Annotated in this window: 17 protein-coding genes and 3 pseudogenes; 16 read left to right on the top strand and 4 right to left on the bottom strand. The window is 57.0% G+C overall.

Annotated features, from left to right (window positions below):
* Positions 1–200 precede the first annotated feature (200 nt).
* The gene (locus WG29040_RS01925) at positions 201–752 is read right to left on the bottom strand and encodes an STY4534 family ICE replication protein (RefSeq protein ID WP_127195522.1); all 552 of its coding nucleotides are present in this window, start codon (positions 750–752) and stop codon (positions 201–203) included.
* A 319-nt stretch (positions 753–1,071) separates the two neighbouring features.
* Positions 1,072–1,844 (bottom strand): annotated as a pseudogene (locus WG29040_RS01920) (Nin-like protein).
* Between the two features lie 291 nt (positions 1,845–2,135).
* Here WG29040_RS01920 and WG29040_RS01915 point away from each other — a divergent pair.
* A complete protein-coding gene (locus WG29040_RS01915; RefSeq protein WP_127195521.1) occupies positions 2,136–3,032 on the top strand; it encodes a hypothetical protein in 897 nt (298 codons plus the stop codon).
* Positions 3,033–3,591: 559 nt separating this feature from the next.
* On the opposite strand, the pseudogene WG29040_RS01910 reads toward WG29040_RS01915, so the two are convergent.
* Together WG29040_RS01910 and WG29040_RS01905 are read right to left on the bottom strand one after the other, a co-directional pair.
* Positions 3,592–3,842 (bottom strand): annotated as a pseudogene (locus tag WG29040_RS01910) (alanine--glyoxylate aminotransferase family protein); the annotation flags it as partial.
* Positions 3,843–3,980: 138 nt separating this feature from the next.
* Positions 3,981–4,751 carry a class I SAM-dependent methyltransferase gene (locus WG29040_RS01905; protein WP_127195643.1) on the bottom strand — a complete coding sequence of 257 codons (771 nt, stop codon included), beginning with the start codon at positions 4,749–4,751 and terminating at the stop codon, positions 3,981–3,983.
* Positions 4,752–4,961: 210 nt separating this feature from the next.
* On the opposite strand from WG29040_RS01905, the gene WG29040_RS01900 reads away from it, so the two are divergent.
* The 15 genes and pseudogenes from WG29040_RS01900 (at position 4,962) to WG29040_RS01840 (ending at position 24,249) form a co-directional block, all read left to right on the top strand.
* Positions 4,962–6,179 carry an MFS transporter gene (locus WG29040_RS01900; RefSeq protein ID WP_127195520.1) on the top strand — a complete coding sequence of 406 codons (1,218 nt, stop codon included), beginning with the start codon at positions 4,962–4,964 and terminating at the stop codon, positions 6,177–6,179.
* A gap of 91 nt (positions 6,180–6,270) precedes the next feature.
* Positions 6,271–7,740 (top strand): carbohydrate porin, encoded by a 1,470-nt coding sequence (locus WG29040_RS01895; RefSeq protein WP_127195519.1) that lies wholly within the window; start codon positions 6,271–6,273, stop codon positions 7,738–7,740.
* Positions 7,741–7,805: 65 nt separating this feature from the next.
* On the top strand, positions 7,806–9,545 hold the full coding sequence (locus WG29040_RS01890) for a CocE/NonD family hydrolase (RefSeq protein ID WP_127195518.1): 1,740 nt from the start codon (positions 7,806–7,808) through the stop codon (positions 9,543–9,545).
* 102 nt (positions 9,546–9,647) lie between these two features.
* Positions 9,648–10,538 carry an SDR family oxidoreductase gene (locus WG29040_RS01885; protein ID WP_256681506.1) on the top strand — a complete coding sequence of 297 codons (891 nt, stop codon included), beginning with the start codon at positions 9,648–9,650 and terminating at the stop codon, positions 10,536–10,538.
* 272 nt (positions 10,539–10,810) lie between these two features.
* Positions 10,811–11,869, top strand: a complete 1,059-nt coding sequence (locus WG29040_RS24285; protein ID WP_165878339.1) for a methyl-accepting chemotaxis protein — start codon at positions 10,811–10,813, stop codon at positions 11,867–11,869.
* 124 nt (positions 11,870–11,993) lie between these two features.
* Complete coding sequence (locus tag WG29040_RS24280) at positions 11,994–12,473, top strand: methyl-accepting chemotaxis protein (RefSeq protein WP_305955219.1); 480 nt, start codon at positions 11,994–11,996, stop codon at positions 12,471–12,473.
* Positions 12,474–12,515: 42 nt separating this feature from the next.
* Positions 12,516–12,653, top strand: coding sequence for a hypothetical protein (locus WG29040_RS24480; protein ID WP_256681505.1), 138 nt, complete (start codon positions 12,516–12,518; stop codon positions 12,651–12,653).
* A 1,031-nt stretch (positions 12,654–13,684) separates the two neighbouring features.
* On the top strand, positions 13,685–15,034 hold the full coding sequence (locus WG29040_RS01875) for an MFS transporter (RefSeq protein WP_127195516.1): 1,350 nt from the start codon (positions 13,685–13,687) through the stop codon (positions 15,032–15,034).
* A 134-nt stretch (positions 15,035–15,168) separates the two neighbouring features.
* Positions 15,169–15,339 carry a flavin reductase family protein gene (locus tag WG29040_RS24475; protein WP_256681504.1) on the top strand — a complete coding sequence of 57 codons (171 nt, stop codon included), beginning with the start codon at positions 15,169–15,171 and terminating at the stop codon, positions 15,337–15,339.
* A 170-nt stretch (positions 15,340–15,509) separates the two neighbouring features.
* The gene (locus WG29040_RS01865; RefSeq protein WP_127195515.1) at positions 15,510–16,787 is read left to right on the top strand and encodes an OprD family porin; all 1,278 of its coding nucleotides are present in this window, start codon (positions 15,510–15,512) and stop codon (positions 16,785–16,787) included.
* 253 nt (positions 16,788–17,040) lie between these two features.
* Positions 17,041–17,216 (top strand): annotated as a pseudogene (locus WG29040_RS01860) (DDE-type integrase/transposase/recombinase); the annotation flags it as partial.
* A gap of 336 nt (positions 17,217–17,552) precedes the next feature.
* Positions 17,553–20,243 carry an alpha-ketoglutarate dehydrogenase gene (mdeB, locus tag WG29040_RS01855; RefSeq protein ID WP_127195514.1) on the top strand — a complete coding sequence of 897 codons (2,691 nt, stop codon included), beginning with the start codon at positions 17,553–17,555 and terminating at the stop codon, positions 20,241–20,243.
* 85 nt (positions 20,244–20,328) lie between these two features.
* Complete coding sequence (locus WG29040_RS01850; protein ID WP_127195513.1) at positions 20,329–21,615, top strand: dihydrolipoyllysine-residue acetyltransferase; 1,287 nt, start codon at positions 20,329–20,331, stop codon at positions 21,613–21,615.
* Between the two features lie 10 nt (positions 21,616–21,625).
* Positions 21,626–23,380: a dihydrolipoyl dehydrogenase gene (gene lpdA / locus WG29040_RS01845; RefSeq protein WP_127195512.1), complete on the top strand. Its 1,755-nt coding sequence runs from the start codon at positions 21,626–21,628 to the stop codon at positions 23,378–23,380.
* Positions 23,381–23,391: 11 nt separating this feature from the next.
* Positions 23,392–24,249: a MaoC family dehydratase N-terminal domain-containing protein gene (locus tag WG29040_RS01840; RefSeq protein WP_127195511.1), complete on the top strand. Its 858-nt coding sequence runs from the start codon at positions 23,392–23,394 to the stop codon at positions 24,247–24,249.
* The last annotated feature ends 46 nt before the right edge of the window (positions 24,250–24,295 follow it).

Here is a 24,295-nt window from a genome sequence, read left to right as displayed (position 1 = left end):
CATAGGACAAAAAGCCCCGCGATGCAGGGGCTGGACGAAACTTGGCAGGAAGAAGCTCATCTGCATGTCGGTCGTACCGATGCGGATGGATACGCCAATGGCGTAATAACCCAATAGGCAATGAAGGAAGGCCGGGGCTTATGTTGGCCCGATATCAACCGCACGAGGGTTGAATCGAAGGACCACCCCGGCGTTACGGATCAGAACGACTCGGCCAGTGCCGGTGTTTGTGCATCGGTGGCTTCGTCGACAGGTTCTGCAACAGACTCGGAGGTTTCCGAAGCGGGTGCTTCCTGGCTGACAGGCGATTCGGAAGCCGCAGGGGCTTGCGATTCGCTTTCATCGGCCTTGGTCGATTTCGGCTCGGCCTTGTAAACCAAAGCACTGTCGACCTTGATCCAACTGATGAACAGCAGACGGGCCTTGAGGCTCACTCCCTGTTCGCCTGCACGTTTACCTTTGGAATAGGTGAACGTGTCGGCCCACAGGTCGCTGAGTCGGAACCCGATCATCACTTTCTTCTCAGCCTCGACAGCCTCGATGCAGCGACGAACCAGATGTTGTGCTTCCGAGCCCGAAACGCGCGTATCAAAACGCACGTACGAGACGTCGTCGCTCGGACCATTGAGCGCTGCGATATCGCAGGCCAGGAACGGATCACCTTTCTTCGGTTTCACTTCGCGAACGCGATTGAGATAACCGAGGCCGGTGATGTGAAGATCGAAAAAGGTTTTTTCGGATGAAGTGGTCATGGTGAATCTCCAGACTTGAAGGACAAGAGTGCGGAGACACACCGACCCGGACGGGAGGTGTGTAACCCCCGCGTGGGTTGATGGATCCTGGGATCCGGTACAACTAGATTGGCATCACCATCGAAGACTCGATGGGCGTTCGCATCTGGGATGCCGAGTGCGAACTGGATTGATCAACGCGGACGGAACCGCGCCGTAGTCTTGAAGATCGTGACCACCTGGGCATGTTGCTGACAACGTCAGCGGAACATGGCTGTAACGTGGCACCCGTGCGATGTGCCTGCTACCGGAAATCGGTACTGGCGCGCATCCCCATTGATCAGTCGCAGCAAAAACAGGCGATGGACTCTTCGTCGGAATCGAACATGTCGCGCTGGTGGGCGGCGAATCGGGCCAGGTCGGCATAGGTCGGGCCATCGTTGCGAAAGCGCGCGCCGCTGGGTTTGCTGGCAAGATTCAAAGACTCCATACGTATCCACCAGACGGCGGACCCCGGTTTGGCCTTGATCAGTGCCAGCCGCTGTCCCTGTGGCTTGAGAAAGCACAGGTCGCAGTTGCCTTCGAGCGTGCGGCCATTCACGGTCAGCAATTCCAGGTCGAAGAGCTGAGCCTGCCAAAAGGCAGTCACCTCGCGCCCTGATCTTCGTCATGCGGCGCTGCTTGTCAGCCCGGATGCCGATGAACTGGTCCCAATCGGTCCAGCCCAGGCTGCGTACGAACTTGTGCATCGCGCGGATCTTCAGGAAGGTGGTGCAGCCCCGAGCTACCGGGTTGGGCAGGTACTGGCGCTTGCGGAATAGCGCCTCAAAGGGTTCGCCTTGCCGGCTGGCGCTTGCGAAATCGACCACCGCGAAGCCGGGCAACGCATCGCGGTATTCGAGCCATTGGATTGGCACCTACCACCGTACGCTGCACTCGCGCCCCGAAACGCAGTGTGGCCTCCACTTCCTTGCCGGTGTTGGCGAAGCAGACCATGGTATCCGCAGGCAGGCCCGCATTGGCATGCAGCACTCGCCACAGCATGTAGGCTCTGGTGCGACTGCCGCTGAAACTGATACAGGTGGGTTGATCGATCTTGAGCGGGTCGCGCATGTGAGCCGTCTCCAGGCTGACGTGCCGGCGGGCACCGACGGCAGAGGGAGCTCTTTCATGGGGCTCGTTCAGTCATCATATCGACACCTCCGTGGTGAAATATGATCGGAGAGTCGTAATTCCGGGTTGTATTTGACTTACCTCTCCAAGCGATAGATTGAAGGCATCACTTATGGGTTCAACGCAATCCGCTACCGTCATGCCGAGATAAGGGGGGAATTCACTCATTTGGGCTGCAACTACTTGTCAGGATTGAAAATTCCCGGAGACAACACAATAGGCGTCCGCAGATTGGCCGAGATGGCCAGCCATTTAGGAAGGCTTGAGGTGGTTTGCACGCAAGCCTTTTATAGAACAACCGCTTGCGAAGCAAATGTCCTAATTTTTGCCTTATCTCGGTTCGATGCCATCCCCGCGCTATGGGCCATCCACAACCTTCCGCGCTGGGATATCCATTCCTTTTCACAACTAAATCCGCTGCTGAATCAATGCAGCCCCGGCCTCAAGCCAGAAGACATTCTCGATTTGCCATTCAGGCGCCACCGCTGGCAAATCTACGAGCTCTGGTACTTGGTGACTACACTTCAGCTTTTTGAGCGACGCGGCTTCGAGTTGGCCCGCTCGCCGACCGGTGCGTCGTTACTTGAACTGGGTCAAAAGGTGGTGATCGCCGAGCGTAAGAGCGCTCCCATTGGCCAGATCATCTACCAGCCGTCCTATCAGCGTCGCGCCGGCAAAAATGTTCACCCCGATATCGTAGTTGTTCGTGGTACACCTGCCTTGATTCAGCCAGATGATGTGGCGGCGATCATCGAATGCAAGCAGCACAAGATGCCCGGTGATGAATCGTTGAAGACGCTGAAGAAACGCTACTTCGATGGTGTGGCTGAATCCTACGGCGATGCAGTCGCCGCAGACGGCGAGTTGGTACTGCTCAATTACGACAAAGTCGATTTCCAGCACGCGTACATGCTGATCGGCGAGTTCAGGCCACAGACGCGGCAGTCCCTCGCAGTGCCGCTGGCGGCTGTTCTCAGCGCTTTTTCGCCAATAGAAGCTCAGCCCCTGCCGGTGTTGATCATTGACGGTTCATTGAGCATGGAGCCGGTGCGGGCCGCGCTTCATGCCAAGGTTAAGCAATTGCATCGCGAGCTGGATACGCCCGACAAGGTCATCTGGCTACCCTAGAAAGGCCCCATCGAGGTGGACATCAACGCCGTCGGCGCGGGACCGTTTGCTGGTAGCGAAAGCGTTGAACTCTTTGCTCAGGGTTTGCGCTTGGCCAGACAATTGTATCCGCTCGCAGTGGGTCATATCATCACGGACCTGAGCTTGGGCTCCACGGTCATGTCTGAACTTGCAGAGATGTGCACCGACATCCCGTACCGGGTGCATTGCATTTAAGCGGCCGCCAAACACCTTACCTAAACGTCTTCTGCACCACGGCGAATCAGCTGCTCCACCAGCTACCACTGCTTGGAAATGACAATCACATCAATATAGGCGTATAGCGTCCTTGAGTTGGTGTTTAAGATGTCCGTGTGCTACGTCGGTTCGGCATCGGCCTAGTGATCAGCACCTGCCCAAGGGGGGCGGTATTTTCGACTGAAGTGCGCATGGTGGCTTCCGATCAACGGTTGGCTGCAATCAGCCGTTTGTTACCTCTCGCTAAGGTCAATAAACGGTCGATCATCAGATTGACGTACGGCTCCTTCTCTTTACGTTCTCGGCTACCCTTTCGTCTGGTGTTGCCCATCTCAAGGATCTGGCTCCAGCGATAACTGAACCAGCCGTTGGGTATCACTAGGCATTGCTGGCCGGTCGCAACTGGCGCGCCACCGCTTCCATGCCGAAAGTGCCGCTGCCCGGCACCACCGCAACCGCCTCGGCGTGGTAGACCTGTTTCAGGGTCTTGGAAATGCTCTTCATCACCGCTTGAAAGGACTGCGACATGTGGTTCAGCGAGCGGTCGGTGTAGACCACTGAGTACTCGACCAACCCCTAGGGATCGATACTGGGATAGAGCTTCGACATGGCGTAATTCCTTTGGCAGAGATGTCAGTGGCATCGACTCCGCCTCAAGCGTTGGCAAATGACAAGGCCGGATAGATGAGGTTTAAATCTAAACGGATCAATTCAATCCAGACGGCGACATGAATAAGCGTGGGTCTGATAGGGGAACTCGATAGTCTCGCGCCCGCGCAGCGCCGGGTGGGTCTGAATTAAATTCATCAGTTGATCAGCCACTGTCTCTTTCTCTTCAGCAGGGAGCGCGGCGATAAAGCTGACTGAGAGAAATCGATCAAGGATCACAGACTTGGCGCTGCCTGAATGGGTGTAATTAAAGCAGCTCAATTCGGGCTCCGAGAAACGGCCGTTGTTGAACGGTCGGCGCCAGTCGCCGGTATGAAAGCGTGGGGTATCGCCTTCGTAGGGCGTGATGATTTCAGTGATGGCGGCCACCCAGTCGACTGACTCATCGCGCACGTTCCAGACCAGCCCGAGCCGGCCGTCCGGTGTGAGTACTCGGTGAATCTCAATGAGCGCCGTTTCATTCGCGAACCAGTGAAACGCCTGAGCGCAAATAAGCGCCTGCGCCGTTCCGTCCTCAAGGGGAATCGATTCGGCCATTCCGTCCACAATCCTGGTGCTCGGTAAATGCTTGGCAAACTCGACTCGCATGGCCTCGACCGGTTCAACGGCAATCACATCAGCACCCGTTGAATCCAGCAAACGCGTGAGCTTGCCGGTTCCGGCGCCTAAATCGATAACTGCCGATCCAGGGTTGATGTTCAGCGCGTCTTTAAACCATGTCTGTATTTCGCCGGGATAGTCTGGACGCCCCTGCGTATAGGTTTTGGCTTCTGTTGAGAAACCTGCCTGAGCAGCTTTATGAACAATTGCCATTTGCAGCGACCCTCCGGGTGAATGATCAGTACACGCATTATGCAGCGTGCTGGTCATCCCCACACTCCGTCCATCCTTTCACTTGCCATTTATCTCAACTGCTGTTGATATAAATCACGACTGGACGTAGGCTCCTGAAAAGCCGGATCCGTAACGTCGTCGACCTAAAGCTCCACCACGTGTGCCATTACAATAATAAGGACACAAGAGATGAAACGTTGGTCAGTACTTGTTGGGTGTTTTCTCGGAATGAGCATTGCGTCGCCGGCCATTCTGCTGATTCCGCTGGGCCTGTTCATGAAGGCGGTGACCGCTGAGTTCGCTTGGTCGCGTACCGATTTTGCGATCATCATTTCTGTCGCGTCGATCTGCAACGCGCTAGTAATGCCGCTGGCTGGCTTCCTCGTTGACCGCTTTGGCGCGCGCCGTGTCGCGCTGGTCGGTACGGTGTTGGGATGCGGCAGCTACATGTGCCTGTCGCTCATTCACTCGTTCCCTGCGTTCGTTGCAATCACGGCGATGAGTGTGGCGTTCGGCAATCTGGCGAGTTATCCGGCTTTCCTGTTTTTGACCCAGCGCTGGTTCGATAAACACTTGGGATTGGCCTTTGCAATCACGTCGTCGGGCCTCGCGGTCGGCACTGGCGCATTCTCCTATCTGATTTCGCAAAACATCGCATTGAATGGCTGGCGCGAGGCGTTTCTGGTGGCCGGGGCGACTGCGCTGGCGATTGGTCTGGTCAATCTCGCGGTGTTTGTCCGTGACAACAACGGGCCGATTCCGGAGTCCGAGCGCCGTGCTGAAAAAAGCCAGCTAGAGGTGATCGGCATGACGTTGCGGGAGGCCATGGCCACCCGTGATTTCTGGCTGTATTCGCTGGCCTTTGTACTGGTGCTGTTTGGCGTCGTGGGGGCCAGCGTGCACTTGCCGGCAATGCTCTCGGATTGGGGCGCATCCGCCAATCAGATCGCCGGCATTATTGCGGCGGGTTCTGCCGGGTCGTTGTTCGGGCGACTGTTTGGCGGTGCCTTGCTTGATCATCTGCACACCCGAACCGTCGCGGGGATTTTCCTCACCTGCCAGTTGGTTGGCTTTCTGATGTTGCTGGACGGGCTGCACTGGGCGCTGGCGGCCAGTTTCCTGATTGGTGCGACCCAGGGTGCCGAGATCGACATTCTCGGTTATCTGATTTCCCGCCGCTTTGGCAAATTGGCGTATGCGCGGATCCTTGGCAGCGCCTTTTCGGTGACCCTGCTGGGCGCCATTATCGGCCCGTTCGTGTTGGGCATGGTGTTCGATAAAAGCGGTTCATACCGCACGGCCCTGATGCTGTTTCCGATACTCCCGGTCGCGGCGTTTGGTTTGTTGTGCCTGTCTGCCAAGTCACCCGATCAACCACAGCGTGTGATCGCGCCTGAAGCCACCTAGTAAAAACAAGCAATACGGCCACTGTGCGTGCCTGCGCCGTGGCCGGCTATAACGCTAATGACTACGGAAAATAAGAATAAAAGGAAATTGTATGCGGCCCCATCAAAACGGGACGAACCGAATCCGTAAGCATGCGCCTGAATTTGTCCGCGTGACGCTGGCGGCACTGTTGGCAATCTGGGCGGCTCACTCGCTGAATGCTCGTGCTGAAACAAAGCCGACGCCGCAGAACGTTGAGGGTCAGGTTGCCCCGGAATTGAAGCAACCGGCTAAAAGCCTTGATCAGGCGGCTACTAAAAAAGCCTTGCCCGACAGCCAACTGCTGGGCCACATCATCGAACGTAAAAAGCAGTTCGCGAAGATCGATGCACTGGTTGAACACGGACAATTGACCGAGTTGCCGCCACCGTCGGAAAGCATCCTTGGGGACGCCGGCGGACTTCGCAGTGATCTGGCTGATTACGGCATTGGTTTCAACATGTTGAACATGACCACCTTCGCCAATAACTATCTCGATCACGACCGCCACAAACCGCAGGCTTATGGCGGTGAGCGCCCGACGTATTCGTCAAATCTGCTGGTCGGATTTACTTACGATCTGGGGCGGGTCGGCCTCGACAATGGGCAGTTTATTTTCGGAGTGGGCAGCTACTACTCCAGCTGGGATGAAGTGAATCCGTCCTCGAAATTCAGCTACACGCGCATCGCCTACTACCAGAGCCTGTGGGATAAAACCGTCGAATTCAAAATCGGCGTGCTGCCCAACGATCTGGAATTTATTGGCCCGTTTACCGGCGGCACGTTGGTGGGTGGCACTCAGGGTTTACAAGCGGTGATCCCGTATCAAGTGGGGTTGAGCCACGCGCCGGTGTCCAGCCCTGCAGCCAACGTCACGCTGAATTACGGCAACTTCTATAACAAATTCGGCGTTCAACGCTCCATCAGTCCTGACGGCATGAGGCCGGAGATCGACCGCCATGCCGGTGAGCTCGACTTGCACGTTGATCACGCCGGCGCGCTGTACATCGATGAGCTCGGCTACAAACGCGCCTCTGCGCCGGGCACACCGTACGCGTGGCTGCGAGCCGGTTACATCCATAACACCTCGGAATATAAGCAGTTCCTCAGCAATGAACGCAGTGATGACAACTACGCCGGCTATGTGCTGGGCGACTACCAGTTTTACCAATTCGACAGCGCCATCGCTTCCCGTGGCTTGTACGCCGGGTTTACCTGGATGACCGCACCTGAAGATCGCAACCTGTTTGACCTGTATTACGGCTTGCGCGTGTTTGCCAAAGGGCCGTTGGACTCGCGTCCATTCGACATGGTGATGCTGGAGTACGGCTACACCAGCTACAGCGACGACGCCAACAAAAAGCTCGATACGCTGCATGTGTCCAATGCCGACGACTCGAAATCGACAACGCTCGCTTACAACATGCGCGTAGCCGCCGGCACCTATGTTCGCGCGGGGCTGAGTTACGTCGAACATCCGGCGTTCAGTCCGGACGTCAAAGACGCCCTCAACCTGCAAGCCAGTTTCACGCTGTTTTTCTGAACCTTGATTGACCAACGAATTAATTGCCCCCGGTGAATACGGGCGCCAGACAAGGGAGTCTCTCCATGAGCGATACGCAAAAAATCTACACACCGTCCACGCCACTGCCACCTGCCCGAACCGGCTTGTTGACCGCTTTCGAGCCGGGCACGCGGACGCTGGAAAAAGGCTTTCAAATCGCCCCACAGTTCCGCCCGATCCCCGTCGACATCGTGTTCGAGAAGGACGTCGCGGTGCAGTTGCGCGATGGCGTGACCATTTACGTCGACGTGTTCCGCCCGGCTGGCAGCGAAAAGGTGCCGGTGATTATTGCGTGGAGTCCTTACGGCAAAGGGCAGGGCACCTCTGTCAGTGTGATGGGCGTATTTGGTCTGGTCGGTTTGAACAACAACGTCGTGTCCGGGCTGGCCAAGTTCGAAGCGCCGGATCCTGCGTATTGGTGCGCCAACGGTTACGCGATCTGCAACCCGGACATTCGTGGCTGCGTTGATTCCGAAGGCAACAGCGTGCTTTGGGATCGTCAGGACGGTCGCGATTGCCACGACCTGATCAACTGGCTCGCAGAGCAGTCATGGTGCAGCGGCAATGTCGGCATGAGCGGCACCTCGTACCTGGCCGTTTCGCAGTGGTTTACCGCCGCCGAGCAGCCTGCGGCGCTGAAAGCCATCAACCCGTGGGAAGGCGTCAGTGACGTGTACCGCGACCTGGTGCTGCGTGGCGGCATGCCTGATCTCGCCTTCGCCGGACTGTTGCAGAACGGCAGTTTCTTCGGCAAGAACAAAAAAGAAGACATCCTTGCCGAAGCTGCGCGTTATCCGCTGATGAATGAGCTCTGGGAGAACAAAATCCCTGAGTTTGAGCGCATCAATGTGCCGGCGTACATCGTCGCCAGCTATTCCAATACGCTGCATACCGCCGGTACATTCCGCGCCTGGCGGCGGATCGCCTCGCAAGACAAATGGTTGCGTATTCATAACAGCCAGGAGTGGCCCGATTACTACGACGAAGCGAACGTGGACGACCTGCGTCGTTTTTTCGACCGCTATCTCAAAGGTCAGGCCAATGACTGGGAGGCCACACCGCGTGTGCGCTATGCCGTGCATGACTTCAAAGGCGGCCATCAGGTTAACGTCGCTGCACAAGAGTTCCCCCCGCAAGGCGCGGTATCCACCAGGTTCTACCTCGACGGCCGTACTCGCACGCTGACAACCCAGGCACCGGCTGCTGATGTGGCGGTCTCCTATGGCGTCGAGAACAACCCCAATGCGGTCTCGTTCATTATCCGCTTCGACAAGGAGACCGAGCTGGTCGGTTACCCGAAAGCACACCTGTGGGTCGAAGCGAAAGGCGCCGACGACATGGATGTGTTTGTGCTGGTGCAGAAACTCGATGCCCACGGCACGCCACTGCAGCAGTTCACCACACCTAACCACAGCGCGATGATTCACGACCTCACCGATCATGGTGCGACCATTCTTCGCTACAAAGGCTCTGACGGGCGTTTGCGAGTCTCGGCGCGGCACCTCGATAAAGCGCTTTCAAGCGAGGACGTGCCGGCCCACAGCTTCGACCGTGTGGAAAAGCTCGCACCCGGTGAGATCGTCGACATTGAGATCGATCTGTTACCGCTCGGTATTGCGTTCTACCCCGGCGAGCAACTGCGCTTCGTCATCAGCGCGCGAAACCTGATGGGCAACATGATGCCTGGCATCGCAGAGTACCGCGGTGCCAACAGTGGGGAACATGTGATCCACACCGGTGGTGAACACGCGTCCTATCTGCAACTTCCCCTCAAAATCAGCTGACCTCTGGCGTGCGCCGGCTCTTCAAGGGCAGACGCACGTCACCTTCGGCTCTGAAAACCCCACGTCGACAGAGTCATGGTTTCCTCTCGGGAGATAAATGCATTGATCCTTATCACATCGGCCAATGGTAACCAGGGCAAACGGCTCGTACCCAAGCTACTCGCGTCCGGCCATCACGTGCGGGCTTGCGTAAGAACCGAAGCCTCTGCCGAACAGCTGCGAGCACTCGGCGCGCAACAGGTACTGGTGGGCGATCTTGCCGATCCGGCGTTTATTGCCCAGGCAATGAAGGGCGTCGCAAGCGTGTACCACATCGGGCCAACACTGCATCACAACGAACGCGCGATGGGTTTCGCCATGATTGACGCTGCCAGAGCGGAAGGCGTGGGCCACTTCGTCTTCAGCTCAGTGCTTCATGCCATCGCCAGCGACTTGATCCAGCATGAGATCAAGCGTGACATTGAGGAACATTTGCTGTCCTCCGGGCTTGAGTACACGATTCTGCAGCCAGGCAATTACATGTTGCCTTCACGCATGAAGGCGGTCTTCGAGGAGGGCGTATTCCGGCTGGCATGGTCTTTGGACAGACGGCAGTCGATGGTCGATCTGGAAGACTTTACCGACGTGGTTGCGCTAGTACTCTCTGACCGCGAGCGTCACGCCGCTGCCACCTATGAGTTGGTCGGACCCGGACGTTTCACAGCGTACGAAATCGGGGCGGTTGCTTCGAAAGTGATAGGCCGCGAGATCAGAGTCGAACGCTTCGATGTCGAAGTGTTCGTCCGTGAGCGCTTCGGCAATCTTGACCCCGAGGCGCTCCAGCATATGTTGCGGATGAACCTCGCGATCGCCACGTATTACAGCAACCACGACTTTGTCGGCAACTCCAGCGTGTTGTCCTTTCTCTTGGGTCGTCCCGCCACCACCTTCGATGAGTTTGTCCGCAGGGAATACGCGAGTGTCAGGGAGGATCTGAAAACACTTTCAGATTGAGACGGTAAATGCATTCCTGCTCAGAGAGCTGCTCGTGCAATGCGACGGCTCGGGGCGGGAACCTGAGGCTATTAGCGTTTCAACTGACGCCCATCTTTATTGGCCATTGGCCGAGCAACACGCCTACGAGATAGGCTCTAAACGTTAGAAATGCAGCGTCTCTGAAACCAAAAAACAACAAGAAGCTCTCATATGCTCAGTTCGCCATGCTGCCCTCTGCCGTATCCGCTCTGGTTCAGATTTGTCTCGCCACTGTGCAAAGGTTCCTTCCAGTGATTGCCCGTGTACTGGGCAACCTGTCAGTGGGCAGCAAACGGTGGCTGGGTTTCGGCCTAGTCCTGTTGTCGACTTTAGCTGTTGCGGCGACAGCGTTTTACGCCTTCAACGTGCTCGAAACACGCGCCGAGAAAATGAGCGACGTCGCTTCCGTTGAGTCGCTGATCCTGCAAGCGCAGATCGCGGTAAAGGCGTTCGGTCTGGACTTGGCTGAGGATGAGGCCGACAAGGTCGCCGGTCTCACCGCTGAGCTTGTCTCGTTGTTGGAGAAGTCTCGGATGGAAACCGGGCAGGGCGCATCCATAGAAGCAGCAACACATTATCTCGCTCAGTTCGAGCGGTACGCGCAAGCCCAGCGCGATGCACGTGCGGCACGCCTAAGCATGCAGCAACTGGCTCAGGTGCTTGGCGAGCGATTCACGGTGGTGATGCTCGATCAACTCGACGCGGTCAACCTCTTGGCCTCGCGTGCGCAGCCGGCTGGCGCGACACGCATGCTGCAGCTTGAACAGGCCTCCACGCTGCGCGACAAGCTGGCGAACCTGCGGGACAGCGAACTCTATTTCACGCTGCAAGGCAGCACGGAAGACCGCAACGCCTGGGAGGCGCGCGTGATTGAACTGCGCTCTTACATGGAAAACCTGGAGTTGCAGCTCGAAGGATCGGAGCGCGAATCGCTGACCCAGGCGCGTGCAGCGCTGGACGAATACCGCGCCGCGTTCAACGCTTACGCCGCGAGCCGTGATCAAACCACCGATAGCCTGGCCGCGATGAATATCGCCGCCGACAAGGTCAGTGAACTGCTTGGCGCGGTTCGCGTGACGCAGGCTCAGGCCTCACAGGCGATGAGCCAGAGGGTATCGCGGTTGCTTTCGGGGATGCTGTTGTTGGCGCTCACCTTTGGTATCGGTGCCAGTCTGTTGATTCGCCACTTGATCCTGCAGCCGCTGCGTCAGGCGGTTGAACTGACCCGGCGCGTGGCCTCGGGCGATCTCAGCGCGTGGGCCAGTTACTCGGTAGCGTCGGGGTCATGCTCGATAGCTTACGTGGGCTAATCGGCCGGATTGGCCAGGGTGTCGGCAGTTGAATCAGGCTGCCGACAGCCTGGTGCAGGTCACCGAGCGGACTCGCCAAGGCGTTGACTCGCAGCGTGAGGAGACTGAATTGGCGGCCACCGCCATGCAACAAATGGCCGCTACTGCGCAAGACGTCGCGCGCAACGCCAGTCAGTCCCGCAACGCAGTCGAACAGGCCAATGGTCACGCGCGCAACGGTGAGGAGTTAGTATGTCAGGTGACGACCAAGATTGATCACCTGGCGCAGGAAATGAGCGGATGTTCCGAGGCGATGGGCTCGCTGCTCAACGAGAGTGCGGCCATCGGTAAGGTACTCGATGTGATCAGTGCCCTGGCCGGACAGACCAATCTGCTGGCGCTGAATGCTGCAATTGAAGCAGCACGTGCCGGCGAAAACGGTCGTGGCTTTGCGGTGGTGGCGGACGAAGTACGCAACCTGGCGCGGCGCACACAAACCTCCACCGATGACATCGCCGCCATCATCCTGCAACTGCGGACGGTGGCCGAGCAGGCCGCCAGTCGTTTGCAGGGCAGTCAAATACTGACCGGCGAGAGCGTGGTGCTGGCTGCACAGGCGTCATAAGCGCTGCTGGAAATCGCCGCGGCTGTGTCGACAGTGGAGCAGATGAGTCAGCAGATCGCTGCGGCGGCCGAACAGCAAAGTACCGCTGCCAGCGGGTTGCTGGAAACGTCGGTGCGCGAGCTCGAACAGGTGGGCTGCGCACTCAACGCGGTGGTAGGTGGTTTTCGGACGACGACCTGACGCTGGTTCGCAAACGGAGTAGAGGGCAGGTCGGTCATGCGCGCAAGTACCCGGCTAAGGTAGGCATGGAAATTTCGTAGGACACGCGTGCTTACCGTCAATCACTCCAGGCATCATCTGGCAGCGCGATCTTTTCTATTTCGGAACAAGTCCTTGTTCAATTAACGAATTCTCGAATCGTATCTGTCTTAAATACAATCCAGACTTCGACGCAGCAGGTGCTGGGCGTTTGAGAGTCGAGGATGGTGCAGGCAACAGAGTTTCACATGTGTTGATCGCTATCGGGGGGCATGCCCGAGCGGCCAGGCTAAGGGGGACAAGAGAGTGGCAATAATCTGACATTATCAAGCTTGGAATTTTGCCATTCCTTTTCAGCAAATATGGTTCGGTTTGCTCCACTTTGCCTACACCATTACCGATTCCCACGGCATCCTGCGCGCCTGTTCAGCGGCATTCCGGTGGTCCTATGCAGCGCGGGGCATCGATTATAAGTCAGGCTGAATAGAACTGACGAGTACGTCAGTTCTGCTTCGTCAGCTCCTGAACTTAGTGGCAGGTGAAGCGAGGCAGATCGTTAGATAGCAATAGAAAACGCTCCATTCCAATAATAAGAAAGTATTTTTGAGGTATCTATGCGAGCAGTCGGTGCTAGCAAGGCAGCAACGAGCGAGGCCGCTCCTGGCGTTCTCGCAGAACCCATTTACGGTCTGATTTATCACACGCCAACGCTGGATGACGTCACCAACGAGCGGGGCGAATTCCACTGTGTGTCGGATGAATCGGTTTTCTTCTGTGCAGATCGACAAGCTTCAAGACCTTTCCGACACCAATCTTGCACTTCCCGTGCAGACGCGGGACCAACACGGCGACACCGAAACGGGCATTACCGTCGCGTGCGTGAGGGTTCCTATGTGGTTGCGGAGGTAATTATCCGATGATCCAGTACAGCGTCGTCAACCTGCATCTCGCGGCCCAAACTGAAGGATCAGCCTTCATCACCCTCCGTCATACTGACAAACTGGATACGAGAGATGCATACCATGACTAATTTAATAAGCGCGCCACTATCTGGTAGAAATAAAGTCAACGTCACGCAAGTAATTGACGGTAGCAAATATAATTCGTTCAACTTGCGAGTGGCAGTAGTCTGTTTTCTTGTAATTGTGTGTGACGGTATCGACAACGCTCTCTTCGGTGCGTTGCTTCCCGCAATTATGGCCGATATGAAAATTGGCCCTGCCGAGGCCGGGATCCTGGCGAGCATTGGACATGTCGGGGCCGTGGGCGGCGCGATCATCTTTGGCGTGGTGGCTGATGCAGTTGGCCGCAAGCGGATAATGCTCATAGGCATGACACTCTTCATACTATTCACCGCAGCCTGCGGCCTGGCTCAGGGAGTCGTCGATTTCGCCATCTACCGCTTCATCGCTGGTTTCGGCCTGGCTGGCGTCATTCCGATTGCTGTGGCGCTGGTCTTTGAATATACGCCGGGCAAGTGGAAAGCGATGGCTTCCAGTGTTTCCTATACGGGCATGTCGGGGGGCGTTCTGTTAGCTGCGTTGCTATCGATTGCTTTTCTGCCCACCGTCGGATGGCGAGCGATATTGCTCGGAACCATCGTTTTCATCCTCCTGATTCCCATCGCTTTCGTGTGGGTACCTGAATCGATGTCGACTTTGGTGAAAAAGGGCAAAAGTGAAAGCATTCGTAAGGTCTTGAGAAAGGCAGATCCACAGCTTGTCCCCGACATCAACGACGAGTACGGTTTGCAAGAGAAGCCAACTGCCAGGGTGCCCCTGAAGCGCCTGTTCCAAGGTGAATATGCCCGCAATACGGTGCTTTTGGGCATAGGGATGTTCTGTCTCACGATGATTGCAATCACCCTGACGACTTGGATTGCGCAATTAATGGTTCAGCGAGGGCATTCGCTAACAACGGGTATCACTTTCATTGTCGTATTCACCAGCAGCAATTTCATCTCCACGCCGTTGGCCGGATGGATGTCAGGCCGGATGGGCTACAAGAAAGTGTTCGCGATTTACATGCCCCTGCTATTTATTTCGATATCACTGATTGGCGTCGTTCAGGATCCAGTTGTCGCCATGATCTGCATGTTTTTTGCCGGATTCTCGACAACCGGCGCCGTAAGCATTTTATTACCCTACGTCGGGTCGCTATATCCTATGAGCTTTCGTTCATCCGCGATGGGCGTGATTTACGCCATTGGCCGTATTGGTCCGATTATTGGCTCTGCAGTAGCCGGCTTTATGCTCGCCTCGGAAATCAGTGTGCCGATCGTATTGGTTTGTATGGCAGCACCTAGTCTGGTGGCCCTCGTCGCTTTTCTGCTGGTGAAAGAAATATCGTTGCAGAGTATCTAACAGCAACTGCTTTGCAGAGTTAATACTGGCTTGCGTGTTCCATTTCTCCTTGCTTGCGCGTTCTCCAGCCGCAATCTGAATACCGAACAGCGTTTTCCTGCGCCACCTGGAGCACTCTCAAAAGCGGTGCTCCAATGCTGGATGAGTCGCTGGTAAGTTTCGATTGCCGGATTGCCGGATTGCCGGATTGCCGGATTGCGCAAGCGCATGAAGTGGGCTCGCACACGATTTTTTATTGCGAAGTTCTGAAGGCTGGTAATGGTGAGCGATCATGGAAATCTATGATTGATAAGTTTTTGAAATAATTATAAAGCAATTATCGCTGTTTTGGTGAGTGGCTGTGCTACGACTTTTTTTGCAGTAAATAGTTATAAAAATAATACGGTGGATTAACTGCGATATTTACACTTTCGCTGAATTGATCTGCTTCCACTATTCGTGCTTATGTGCATGTAAAAAAGAGAAGGGAACGTTGATGTTCCAGAAGAACTGGATAAGCCGTGGCGTCGCTGTCGCAGCCGTGATGGGGATCTTTACACCTTGGGTTGCGCACGCCAGTTTTTTAGACGACCGCCAAGTCAGTCTGGGGATGCGAAATTTATATATCGATCGTGACTACAAGCAGCATGATGCGCCGCAGTCGCGAGTCGGTAGTTGGACACAGGGTTTTGATTTTCGCGCCATCTCGGGTTACACCGAAGGCACGCTTCAGTTTGGCTTGGACCTGTCGGCGCAGTACGCCTATCGCCTGGATGGCGGTGGTGGCCGTGGTCCAGACAGCATCATTCCGTACGATGCTAGCAAGGGCGAACAAGTGCGCGACTATGGACGTGCGGCGCTGACCGGCAAGGTGCGTTACAACAAAACCGAGCTCAAAGTCGGTGAACTTCGCCCGACATTGCCAGTGGCGTACATAGATGACTCGCGTCAATTGATCACCACTTATCATGGCGTGCAACTGGAGTCCAAGGAAGTTAATAACCTGACCCTGACCGGTGGCCAGTTTACCAGAATCAGTACTCGGGAGTCTTCCAATACCGAGAAGATATACTTAGGCAATGGCCGTGACCCTGAGCATCGCAGTGATGCTTTGAACTTCGGTGGCGCTACCTATGTATTGACTCCGAACTTGTCCATCACCTATTTTTTCGGCCAACTTGAGGATATCTACAAACAACACTACCTGGGCTTGACCTACCATCATGATCTGGGTGCTGGCTATCGCTTGAAGACCGACTTGCGTTATTTCGATAACAATGAAGACGGCAAGGCGCTGTATGGTAACGTCGACAACCGCTCCTACGGAATCCTGAGCTCTCTGAATAAGGGGGCGCATACCTTCGGGCTCGGCTACCAGCGTATGCTTGGTGAGTTGGCCTTCCCGTTGATGAATGGCTATGCTCCGCAACCGTACTTGGTCAACTGGTCGACCGTGGGGTTCTTCAAGCCGAACGAGAAGTCCTGGCAACTGCGTTATGACTACGATTTCGCCGCCGTCGGTGTGCCGGGGCTGAAATTGATGACACGTTACCTGCGTGGCAGCGGTATCGACCGCGGCGACAACGCTCTGGACCAGAACGTTGAGAGTGAACGCAATATCAACTTCAGCTACGTGGTGCAAAGCGGTCCATTCAAGGACGTAGGGGTCGAATGGCGTCGAATAGACGTCAAGACGCGCTTTGGTAATGGCAGTACATCGGGTGCGGACTATCAGGAGAATCGACTGATTACCACCTATACTTGGAAGTTCTGAAATCCACCGCAGCCGTTCGTGGCCTGCTGGTTTGCTCATTTGCTCGCGGGGCTTTTTAACGCAGTTTCTCTTTGCCCAGGACCGTAGCCGAGCAGGCGGCCAGTCGCTTGCAGGATAGTCAAGCTTTGACCGGCAAGAGCGTGGCGCTCGCGGCACAGGCGTCAAACGCTGCAGGAAATCGCCGCGGCGGTGGTCGATAGTGGAGCAGATGAGTTAGCAGATCGCCGCAGCGGCCGAAGAGCAGAGTGCGGTGGATAAGGTCAACCTCCAGTTTCGTGCCGAACGGCCAAACGCGCTTTGGGTATTGGATTTCATCTACGTCAGCACTTGGCAGGGCTTTGTCTACGTGGCCTTTGTCATGGGCGTCTTCGCCCGGCGGATTGTCGGCAGAAGGTTTCCGGTTCGGCGCGTACTGACTTTGTGCTCAATGTACCTGATAAGGAGGGGCCCCGATTATTAACATTTCAACTGGATCCCATCATTATTGGCGATTAGCCGAGCTGCGCGTATACGAAGTAAGCTCTGACTTATGGTCATGTATCGCTTCTTCAAATATCTCTAATGCACGCTCTACCTGGCACTCCAGCGTGATCGGGTGTTGCACCGTAATGGCAAATATATTGAATTGATCTCTGGTTGCGGCACTTATATCGATCTATTTGTTTTTATCGAAATGTTATGCCGGGATGTAGCGAAAATTAAGCTTAGTTCGGTAGAAAGTTTTGTCTATTCATAATTAAGCTAACAATAAGAGTGGAGGCAGATATGAGTTCGCTAAATGAAAATTCGATCCCTGGGTCGTTGGCTTCACTGGATAGCGACCGGGATGAAACGCAGGAATGGCTTGAGTCGCTGGAAGCCGTCGTGCGCGATGGCGGCTCCGAGCGCGGCCAGTTTCTGCTCAAACAGTTAGAGCAACACGCAAGAGCACTTGGCATCACCTCGCATGTGCACCCGTACTCGGCGTATCGGAACACAATTCCGATTGAACGGCAGGGTCCCTACCCAGGGGACCTTGCTGTCGAGGAACGGATCACATCGATCATTCGCTGGAATGCATTGGCCATGGTGGTGCGCGCCAATCAGGCTTACGGGGATCTGGGCGGGCATATCGCAAGTTATGCGTCCGCCGCGGAAATCTTCGAGGTCGGTTTCAATCATTTCTTCCGAGCCCGCGATGAAAGTCACGGCGGCGATCTGGTGTTTTATCAGCCGCACTCGGCACCGGGTGTCTACGCCCGTGCGTTCCTTGAGGGCAGGCTATCCGAGGAACAACTGGCCAACTATCGCCAGGAAGTCGGCGGCAACGGATTGAGTTCCTATCCTCACCCTTGGTTGATGCCGGACTTCTGGCAGTTCCCGACCGGCTCGATGGGCATTGGTCCGATCAGTGCGGTTTATCAAGCGCGCTACATGCGCTACCTCGAACACCGCAACCTGGCCGAAACCGACGACCGGCATGTCTGGGGCGTGTTTGGTGACGGTGAAATGGACGAACCCGAATCGATCGCCGGGCTCACGCTCGCGGCGCGGGAAAAACTCGACAACCTGACCTTTATCGTCAACTGCAACTTGCAGCGTCTGGACGGGCCGGTGCGGGGCAACGGTCAAGTCATTCAAGAACTCGAAGCATTGTTCACCGGTGCCGGCTGGAATGTGGTCAAAGTCATTTGGGGCTCGGACTGGGATCCGTTGTTTTCGCGGGACACCAACAACGCCTTGCTGCAACGCTTTGCCCAAACCGTCGATGGTCAATATCAGACGCTTGGTTCCAAGGACGGCGCCTACAACTTGCTGCACTTTTTCCAGCAGGATCCAGAGATCAAAGAATTGGTCTCGCACATGTCCGATGCCGAAATCGATGCGCTGAAGCGTGGCGGCCACGATTTCCGCAAGCTGCATGCAGCGTTCGCCGCGGCCAAAGCGCACAAGGGCCGGCCGACCGTCATCCTGGCCAAAACCAAAAAAGGTTACGGCATGGGCGGTGCCGGTGAATCTCGGATGACCTCGCACCAGGCCAAGAAACTCGATATCGATGCGCTGAAGGCGTTCCGTGACCGTTTCGCGCTGCCACTCTCGGACGATGACGTCGCGCAACTGCGCTTCTATCGCCCGGCCGAAGACAGCCAGGAAATGCGTTATCTGCGTGAGCGCCGAACTTCGCTGGGCGGCTACATGCCGGCGCGGCAGAAGGGCAGCGAGCACGTCGCCATCCCGGCGTTGGCTGACTACGCACGTTTCGCTTTTGAAGCTGACGGCAAGGAAATGTCCACTACCATGGCCGTGGTGCGCATGCTTGGCGGTTTGCTTAAAGACAAAGAACTCGGGCCGCGCGTCGTGCCGATCGTTGCCGATGAAGCACGTACGTTTGGCATGGCCAACCTGTTCCGTCAGATCGGTATCTACTCACCGCTCGGCCAACTGTACGAACCAGAAGATGCTGGTTCGATGCTCTATTACCGTGAAGCCCGTGACGGTCAGTTGCTGGAGGAGGGCATCACCGAAGCCGGTGCATTGTCTTCGTGGGTCGCTGCCGCGACGTCTTACAGCGCGCACGGCAAACCGATGCTGCCGTTCTACATCTACTACTCGATGTTCGGTTTTCAGCGCGTCGGGGATTTGATTTGGGCAGCGGCTGACCAACGCGCACGCGGTTTTTTGCTGGGCGCGACTGCCGGGCGAACGACTTTGGGTGGGGAAGGGCTGCAGCACCAAGATGGCAGTAGCCATGTCGTGGCTGCCACCGTGCCCAACTGCCGAGCCTATGATCCGGCTTTCGCGGGTGAGCTTGCGGTGATTGTCGACCATGGCATGCGCCAGATGATGGAGCGCGATGTCGATGAGTTCTATTACATCACGGTGATGAACGAGAACTACGCCCAACCCTCTTTGCCGTCCGGCGTTGAAGATCAAATCATTCGCGGTATGTATCGCTACGCCGTGTCCGATGCCCCCGCATCGTGTGGTTCTGTTCGGCTGTTGGGCTCCGGCACTATTTTGCGAGAAGTGATCGCGGCGTCTGAGCTGCTGGCGGCTGACTGGCAGGTATCGAGCGAGGTGTGGAGCGTCACCAGTTTCAGCGAACTTGCTCGTGAAGCGCGGGAAGTGGAGCGACGCAATCGACTGAACCCCTCTGAGCCTGAGCAAGTCAGCCATCTTTGCGCCTCTCTTGCCGGTGATGCGCCTGTGATTGTCGCCTCAGACTATGTTCGCGCCTGGCCGCAACTCATCGCCAGCTACGTGGATGCTCGCTTTATTGTTTTGGGCACCGACGGTTTTGGTCGCAGCGATACCCGCGCCGCCTTGCGCAGCTTCTTTGAAGTCGATCGTCATCAGGTGGTTTTGGCTGCTCTGGACGGTTTGGTCCGTGACGGCAGCTTGCCGCGTCAAGTGCTGGCCGAGGCCATCGAGCGCTATGGCCTGAAAGGCGATTGCCCGGCGCCGTGGACGCGCTGACAGGTTTTGTTTTCGCATGCGCTCGATGAGCGCTCCCTCCGTTGCGTGAGCGCGCAACGGATCTAATTCTGGGCGACGGTACGTCATGAGTGAAATCAGAGAAATTCATGTCCCTGACATCGGGGACTTCAAAGACCTGCCGGTGATCGAGGTATTGGTCAAACCGGGCGATAAAGTAGCGTTCGATGACCCACTGCTGACGCTGGAATCGGACAAGGCCTCGATGGACGTGCCGAGCCCAGGCGCCGGCACCGTTGTGGCGGTGACGATCAAGGAAGGCGATCGCGTTTCCAAGGGCAGTTCGATCCTCACGTTGCAGATGACGATTGATGAAGCGCCTGTTGCGCAACCGCCCGTCATTAGCCCGGTCGTGGCCGAACCCATCGTCAACGTTACTCCGCAGCCAGCCGTCGCCAAAGCTCCTGCGCCAGTGGTGAGTATTTCTGGGCCGAAACCCCACGCCAGCCCTTCGGTACGCAGCTATGCGCGCAAACTGGGCGTGGATGTCAGCCGCGCGATTGCCACCGGCAAGGGCGGGCGACTGCTTCGTGAAGATATCGAGCGTTTCGTCAAGGACGCTCTGCTGCGTCTGGACAGTTCCGCGCCGCGTGCCGATCAAATCGGTGGGCTCAATCTGCTGCCGTGGCCGGACATCGACTTTGCCAAATTCGGCACGGTCGAGAAGGTCGCGATGTCGCGTATCAAAAAGATCTCCGGCGCAAATCTCGCCCGCAACTGGGTGATGATCCCCCACGTCACCAACAACGAAGAAGTCGACATTACTGAGCTGGAAGCATTTCGCGTGCAGCTCAATCTGGAAGGCGGCAGGGACGCGATCAAGTACACCATGCTCGCTTTTTTGATCAAGGCCGCGGTCGCCACCTTGAAAGCCTTCCCGTCGTTCAACAGTTCACTGGGCAACGAAGACGGCGAGCCGATCCTGATCCTCAAGCAGTACTTCCACATCGGTTTTGCCGCTGACACGCCCAACGGATTGGTGGTGCCGGTCATTCGCGATGCCGATCAAAAAGGCATTGGCCAAATCGCCACGGAATGCGCCGAACTGGCACGCAAAGCCCGGGACGGCAAGTTGGGCCCCGCCGGCATGAGCGGCGGAACCTTCACCGTTTCTAGCCTGGGCGGCATTGGCGGCACCGGTTTTACACCGATTATCAATGCCCCGGAAGTGGCGATCCTCGGTGTGACCCGCGCGCAAATCAGGCCGGTGTGGGATGGCAAAGCCTTCGCGCCGCGACTGATTCTGCCCATGGCGTTGTCATGGGATCACCGCGTCGTCGATGGCGCGGCGGCAGCACGCTTCCTTCAGCATCTGGCGGCTCTGTTGGCAGATTTCCGTCGAATTACGCTGTGAGGGAATGCCCATGAGTCAGGTGATTGAAGTGAAGATGCCCGGTATCGGCGATGCCGCCGCCATGCCGGTGATTGAAATACTGGTCAAGGTTGGCGATGTGGTGGCAGTCGATGACGCGATCTGCACACTGGAATCCGACAAGGCGACGATGGATGTGCCGTCGTCTGCCGCCGGTGTGGTCAAGGACATAAGGGTCAAGGTTGGCGAGAAGGTCGGCGAAGGCGCGGTGTTGTTGACGCTGGAATCGAATGAGCCAGCAATTCAGCCTTCGCCAGCTGTGGCTGTAACCGCCAGCGCCGCTGAGCTTCAGTGCGACGTGTTGGTGCTCGGCGGCGGCCCCGGCGGTTACTCCACTGCATTCCGCTCGGCGGATCTGGGACGGAAAACCATCATTGTCGAGCGCTACGCCTCGTTAGGCGGCGTGTGCCTGAACGTCGGTTGCATACCTTCCAAAGCGCTGCTGCATATCGCTTCGGTCATTGAGGAAGTCCCGCATCTGGCGGCACTGGGCATCGACTTCGGTGCCAGACAGGTCGATATCGACAAGCTGCGCGCGCACAAGGAGTCGGTGGTCAACAAGCTCACGGGCGGCCTCGCCGGAATGGCCAAGGGGCGCAAAGTCGAGGTCGTGCGCGGCGTTGGCCGATTCCTTGATCCGAACCGTATCGAGGTCGCTCTGTGTTCCGGTTCCGGCCAGGAGCAGACGGGAGAGAAACAGGTGATTCGCTTCAAACAGTGCGTGATTGCCGCCGGCAGTCAGGCCGTCAAGTTGCCGTTTATGCCGCAGGATCCACGCATCGTTGACTCCACCGGTGCGCTGGAACTCAGGGCTGTGCCGAAACGCATGCTGGTGGTGGGCGGCGGGATTATCGGCCTGGAAATGGCCACGGTTTATTCGGCGCTGGGTGCGCGTATCGATGTGGTCGAGATGCTGGACGGCTTGATGCAAGGCCCCGATCGCGATCTGGTCAAGGTCTGGGAAAAGCACAACAGCCATCGATTCGATCACCTTATGTTGGACACCCGCACGGTAAAAGCCGAGGCGAGCGAGCAGGGCATCTGGGTGACCTTCGAGGGTGAAAAAGCGCCCGCAGAGCCGCAATGCTATGACCTGGTGCTGGTCGCGGTCGGCCGTAAACCCAATGGCGACCAGCTCGATGCTGACAAGGCTGGCGTCAGCGTCAGTGAGCGCGGTTTCATCCCGGTCGATAAGCAAATGCGCACCAACGTGCCGCACATCTTCGCGATTGGCGACATCATCGGCCAGCCGATGCTGGCTCACAAAGCCGTCCACGAAGGTCATGTCGCCGCTGAAGTCGCTGCAGGCGAGGCCTTGAACAACGCCGAACTGGCTCGCAGCCGTTTTGATGCGTTGCAGATTCCCGGCGTGGCCTACACCAACCCGGAAGTAGCTTGGGCGGGCCTGACTCAGCAAGAAGCCAAAGACCAAGGCATCAAGGTCGAAACGGCGATTTTCCCCTGGGCGGCATCTGGCCGTGCAATTGCCAATGGTCGCGATGAAGGCTTCACCAAGCTGCTGTTCGACGCACACACCCATCGCGTGGTCGGCGGCGGCATCGTCGGCACTGGTGCGGGCGATTTGATCAGTGAAGTTTGCCTGGCCATCGAAATGGGCGCCAACGCAGAGGACATCGGCAAGACCATCCACCCGCATCCGACATTGGGCGAAACCGTGGGGATGGCGGCAGAAGTTGCCCACGGCAGATGCACCGACTTGCCGGCAGCACGGCGTAAAGAGGCGTGAAGGAGATGACCATGAATGCCTGTAATGAGGCGACTCTCGCGGACTTGAGCCACTGGGTGGGCCGCGAGGAACTTCGAAGCGATCGTATCGATCAACGTACTGCGCAGGCGCTGGCAGCGACGCTCGACCTTGATTCCGACACCCTGCAGGAAGGCGCTGAGTTACCGCCCTTGTGGCACTGGGTGTACTTCTCACCAAATGCTCGACACAGCGAAATCGGCGTCGACGGGCATCCGCAACGCGGTGGTTTCCTGCCGCCAGTGAACCTGCCCAACCGTATGTGGGCCGGCGGGCGCTTGAGCTTCGAGCAGCCGCTGCGCGTCGGTGAAGTCGTCACCCGGGTTTCGCGCATCCTGCGCTGCGAACGCAAATCCGGGCGCAATGGAGAGCTGCTGTTTGTCACCGTCGAACACAATATCTCCGGTGAGCGTGGTGTGTGCGTGGTGGAGGAACAGGACATTGTTTACCGCCAGCCAGCGCCTCAAGGAGCGCCCCTTGCCGGCGAAGCGACAGAGCGCCTAGGCGAATTCCGCCGACTGATTCATCCCGGCCCGGTGTTGCTGTTTCGTTATTCCGCACTGACGTTCAACGGCCATCGCATTCACTACGACAAGCCCTACGCCACCGGGGAAGAAGGCTATCCAGGCCTCGTCGTGCAGGGCCCGCTGGCCGCGACATTGCTACTCGAAGCCTTTCGCGCGGCGCACCCGAACAAGCGCATACGACGCTTCGCTTTCCGCGCGATTGGCCCGCTGTTCGACACGGCGGACTTTGCAGTGTGCGGTCAGCTCACCGGCCCGGGCAGCGCCGATCTTTGGACCGACTGCAACAGGCGCTCGACGATGAAAGCTGAAGTCACGTTCGACTAACACCCAAGCGTTTTCACAAAAGGTGCCGCTGTGCAGAAGCGCCAAG

It is taken from the genome of Pseudomonas sp. PAMC 29040 (assembly GCF_003994535.1).
GTDB lineage: Bacteria > Pseudomonadota > Gammaproteobacteria > Pseudomonadales > Pseudomonadaceae > Aquipseudomonas > Aquipseudomonas paraversuta.
Note: the sequence above shows the minus strand (reverse complement) of the source record. Positions and strands in the feature narration are given on the sequence as shown.

Coding starts and splice junctions, on each gene's coding strand:
- WG29040_RS01925 (WP_127195522.1), bottom strand. CDS start 752: ATGACCACTTCATCCGAAAAAACCTTTTTCGATCTTCACATCACCGGC.
- WG29040_RS01905 (WP_127195643.1), bottom strand. CDS start 4,751: ATGGCAATTGTTCATAAAGCTGCTCAGGCAGGTTTCTCAACAGAAGCC.
- WG29040_RS01900 (WP_127195520.1), top strand. CDS start 4,962: ATGAAACGTTGGTCAGTACTTGTTGGGTGTTTTCTCGGAATGAGCATT.
- WG29040_RS01895 (WP_127195519.1), top strand. CDS start 6,271: ATGCGGCCCCATCAAAACGGGACGAACCGAATCCGTAAGCATGCGCCT.
- WG29040_RS01890 (WP_127195518.1), top strand. CDS start 7,806: ATGAGCGATACGCAAAAAATCTACACACCGTCCACGCCACTGCCACCT.
- WG29040_RS24280 (WP_305955219.1), top strand. CDS start 11,994: ATGCAACAAATGGCCGCTACTGCGCAAGACGTCGCGCGCAACGCCAGT.
- WG29040_RS24480 (WP_256681505.1), top strand. CDS start 12,516: ATGAGTCAGCAGATCGCTGCGGCGGCCGAACAGCAAAGTACCGCTGCC.
- WG29040_RS01875 (WP_127195516.1), top strand. CDS start 13,685: ATGCATACCATGACTAATTTAATAAGCGCGCCACTATCTGGTAGAAAT.
- WG29040_RS24475 (WP_256681504.1), top strand. CDS start 15,169: ATGCTGGATGAGTCGCTGGTAAGTTTCGATTGCCGGATTGCCGGATTG.
- WG29040_RS01865 (WP_127195515.1), top strand. CDS start 15,510: ATGTTCCAGAAGAACTGGATAAGCCGTGGCGTCGCTGTCGCAGCCGTG.
- mdeB (WP_127195514.1), top strand. CDS start 17,553: ATGAGTTCGCTAAATGAAAATTCGATCCCTGGGTCGTTGGCTTCACTG.
- WG29040_RS01850 (WP_127195513.1), top strand. CDS start 20,329: ATGAGTGAAATCAGAGAAATTCATGTCCCTGACATCGGGGACTTCAAA.
- lpdA (WP_127195512.1), top strand. CDS start 21,626: ATGAGTCAGGTGATTGAAGTGAAGATGCCCGGTATCGGCGATGCCGCC.
- WG29040_RS01840 (WP_127195511.1), top strand. CDS start 23,392: ATGAATGCCTGTAATGAGGCGACTCTCGCGGACTTGAGCCACTGGGTG.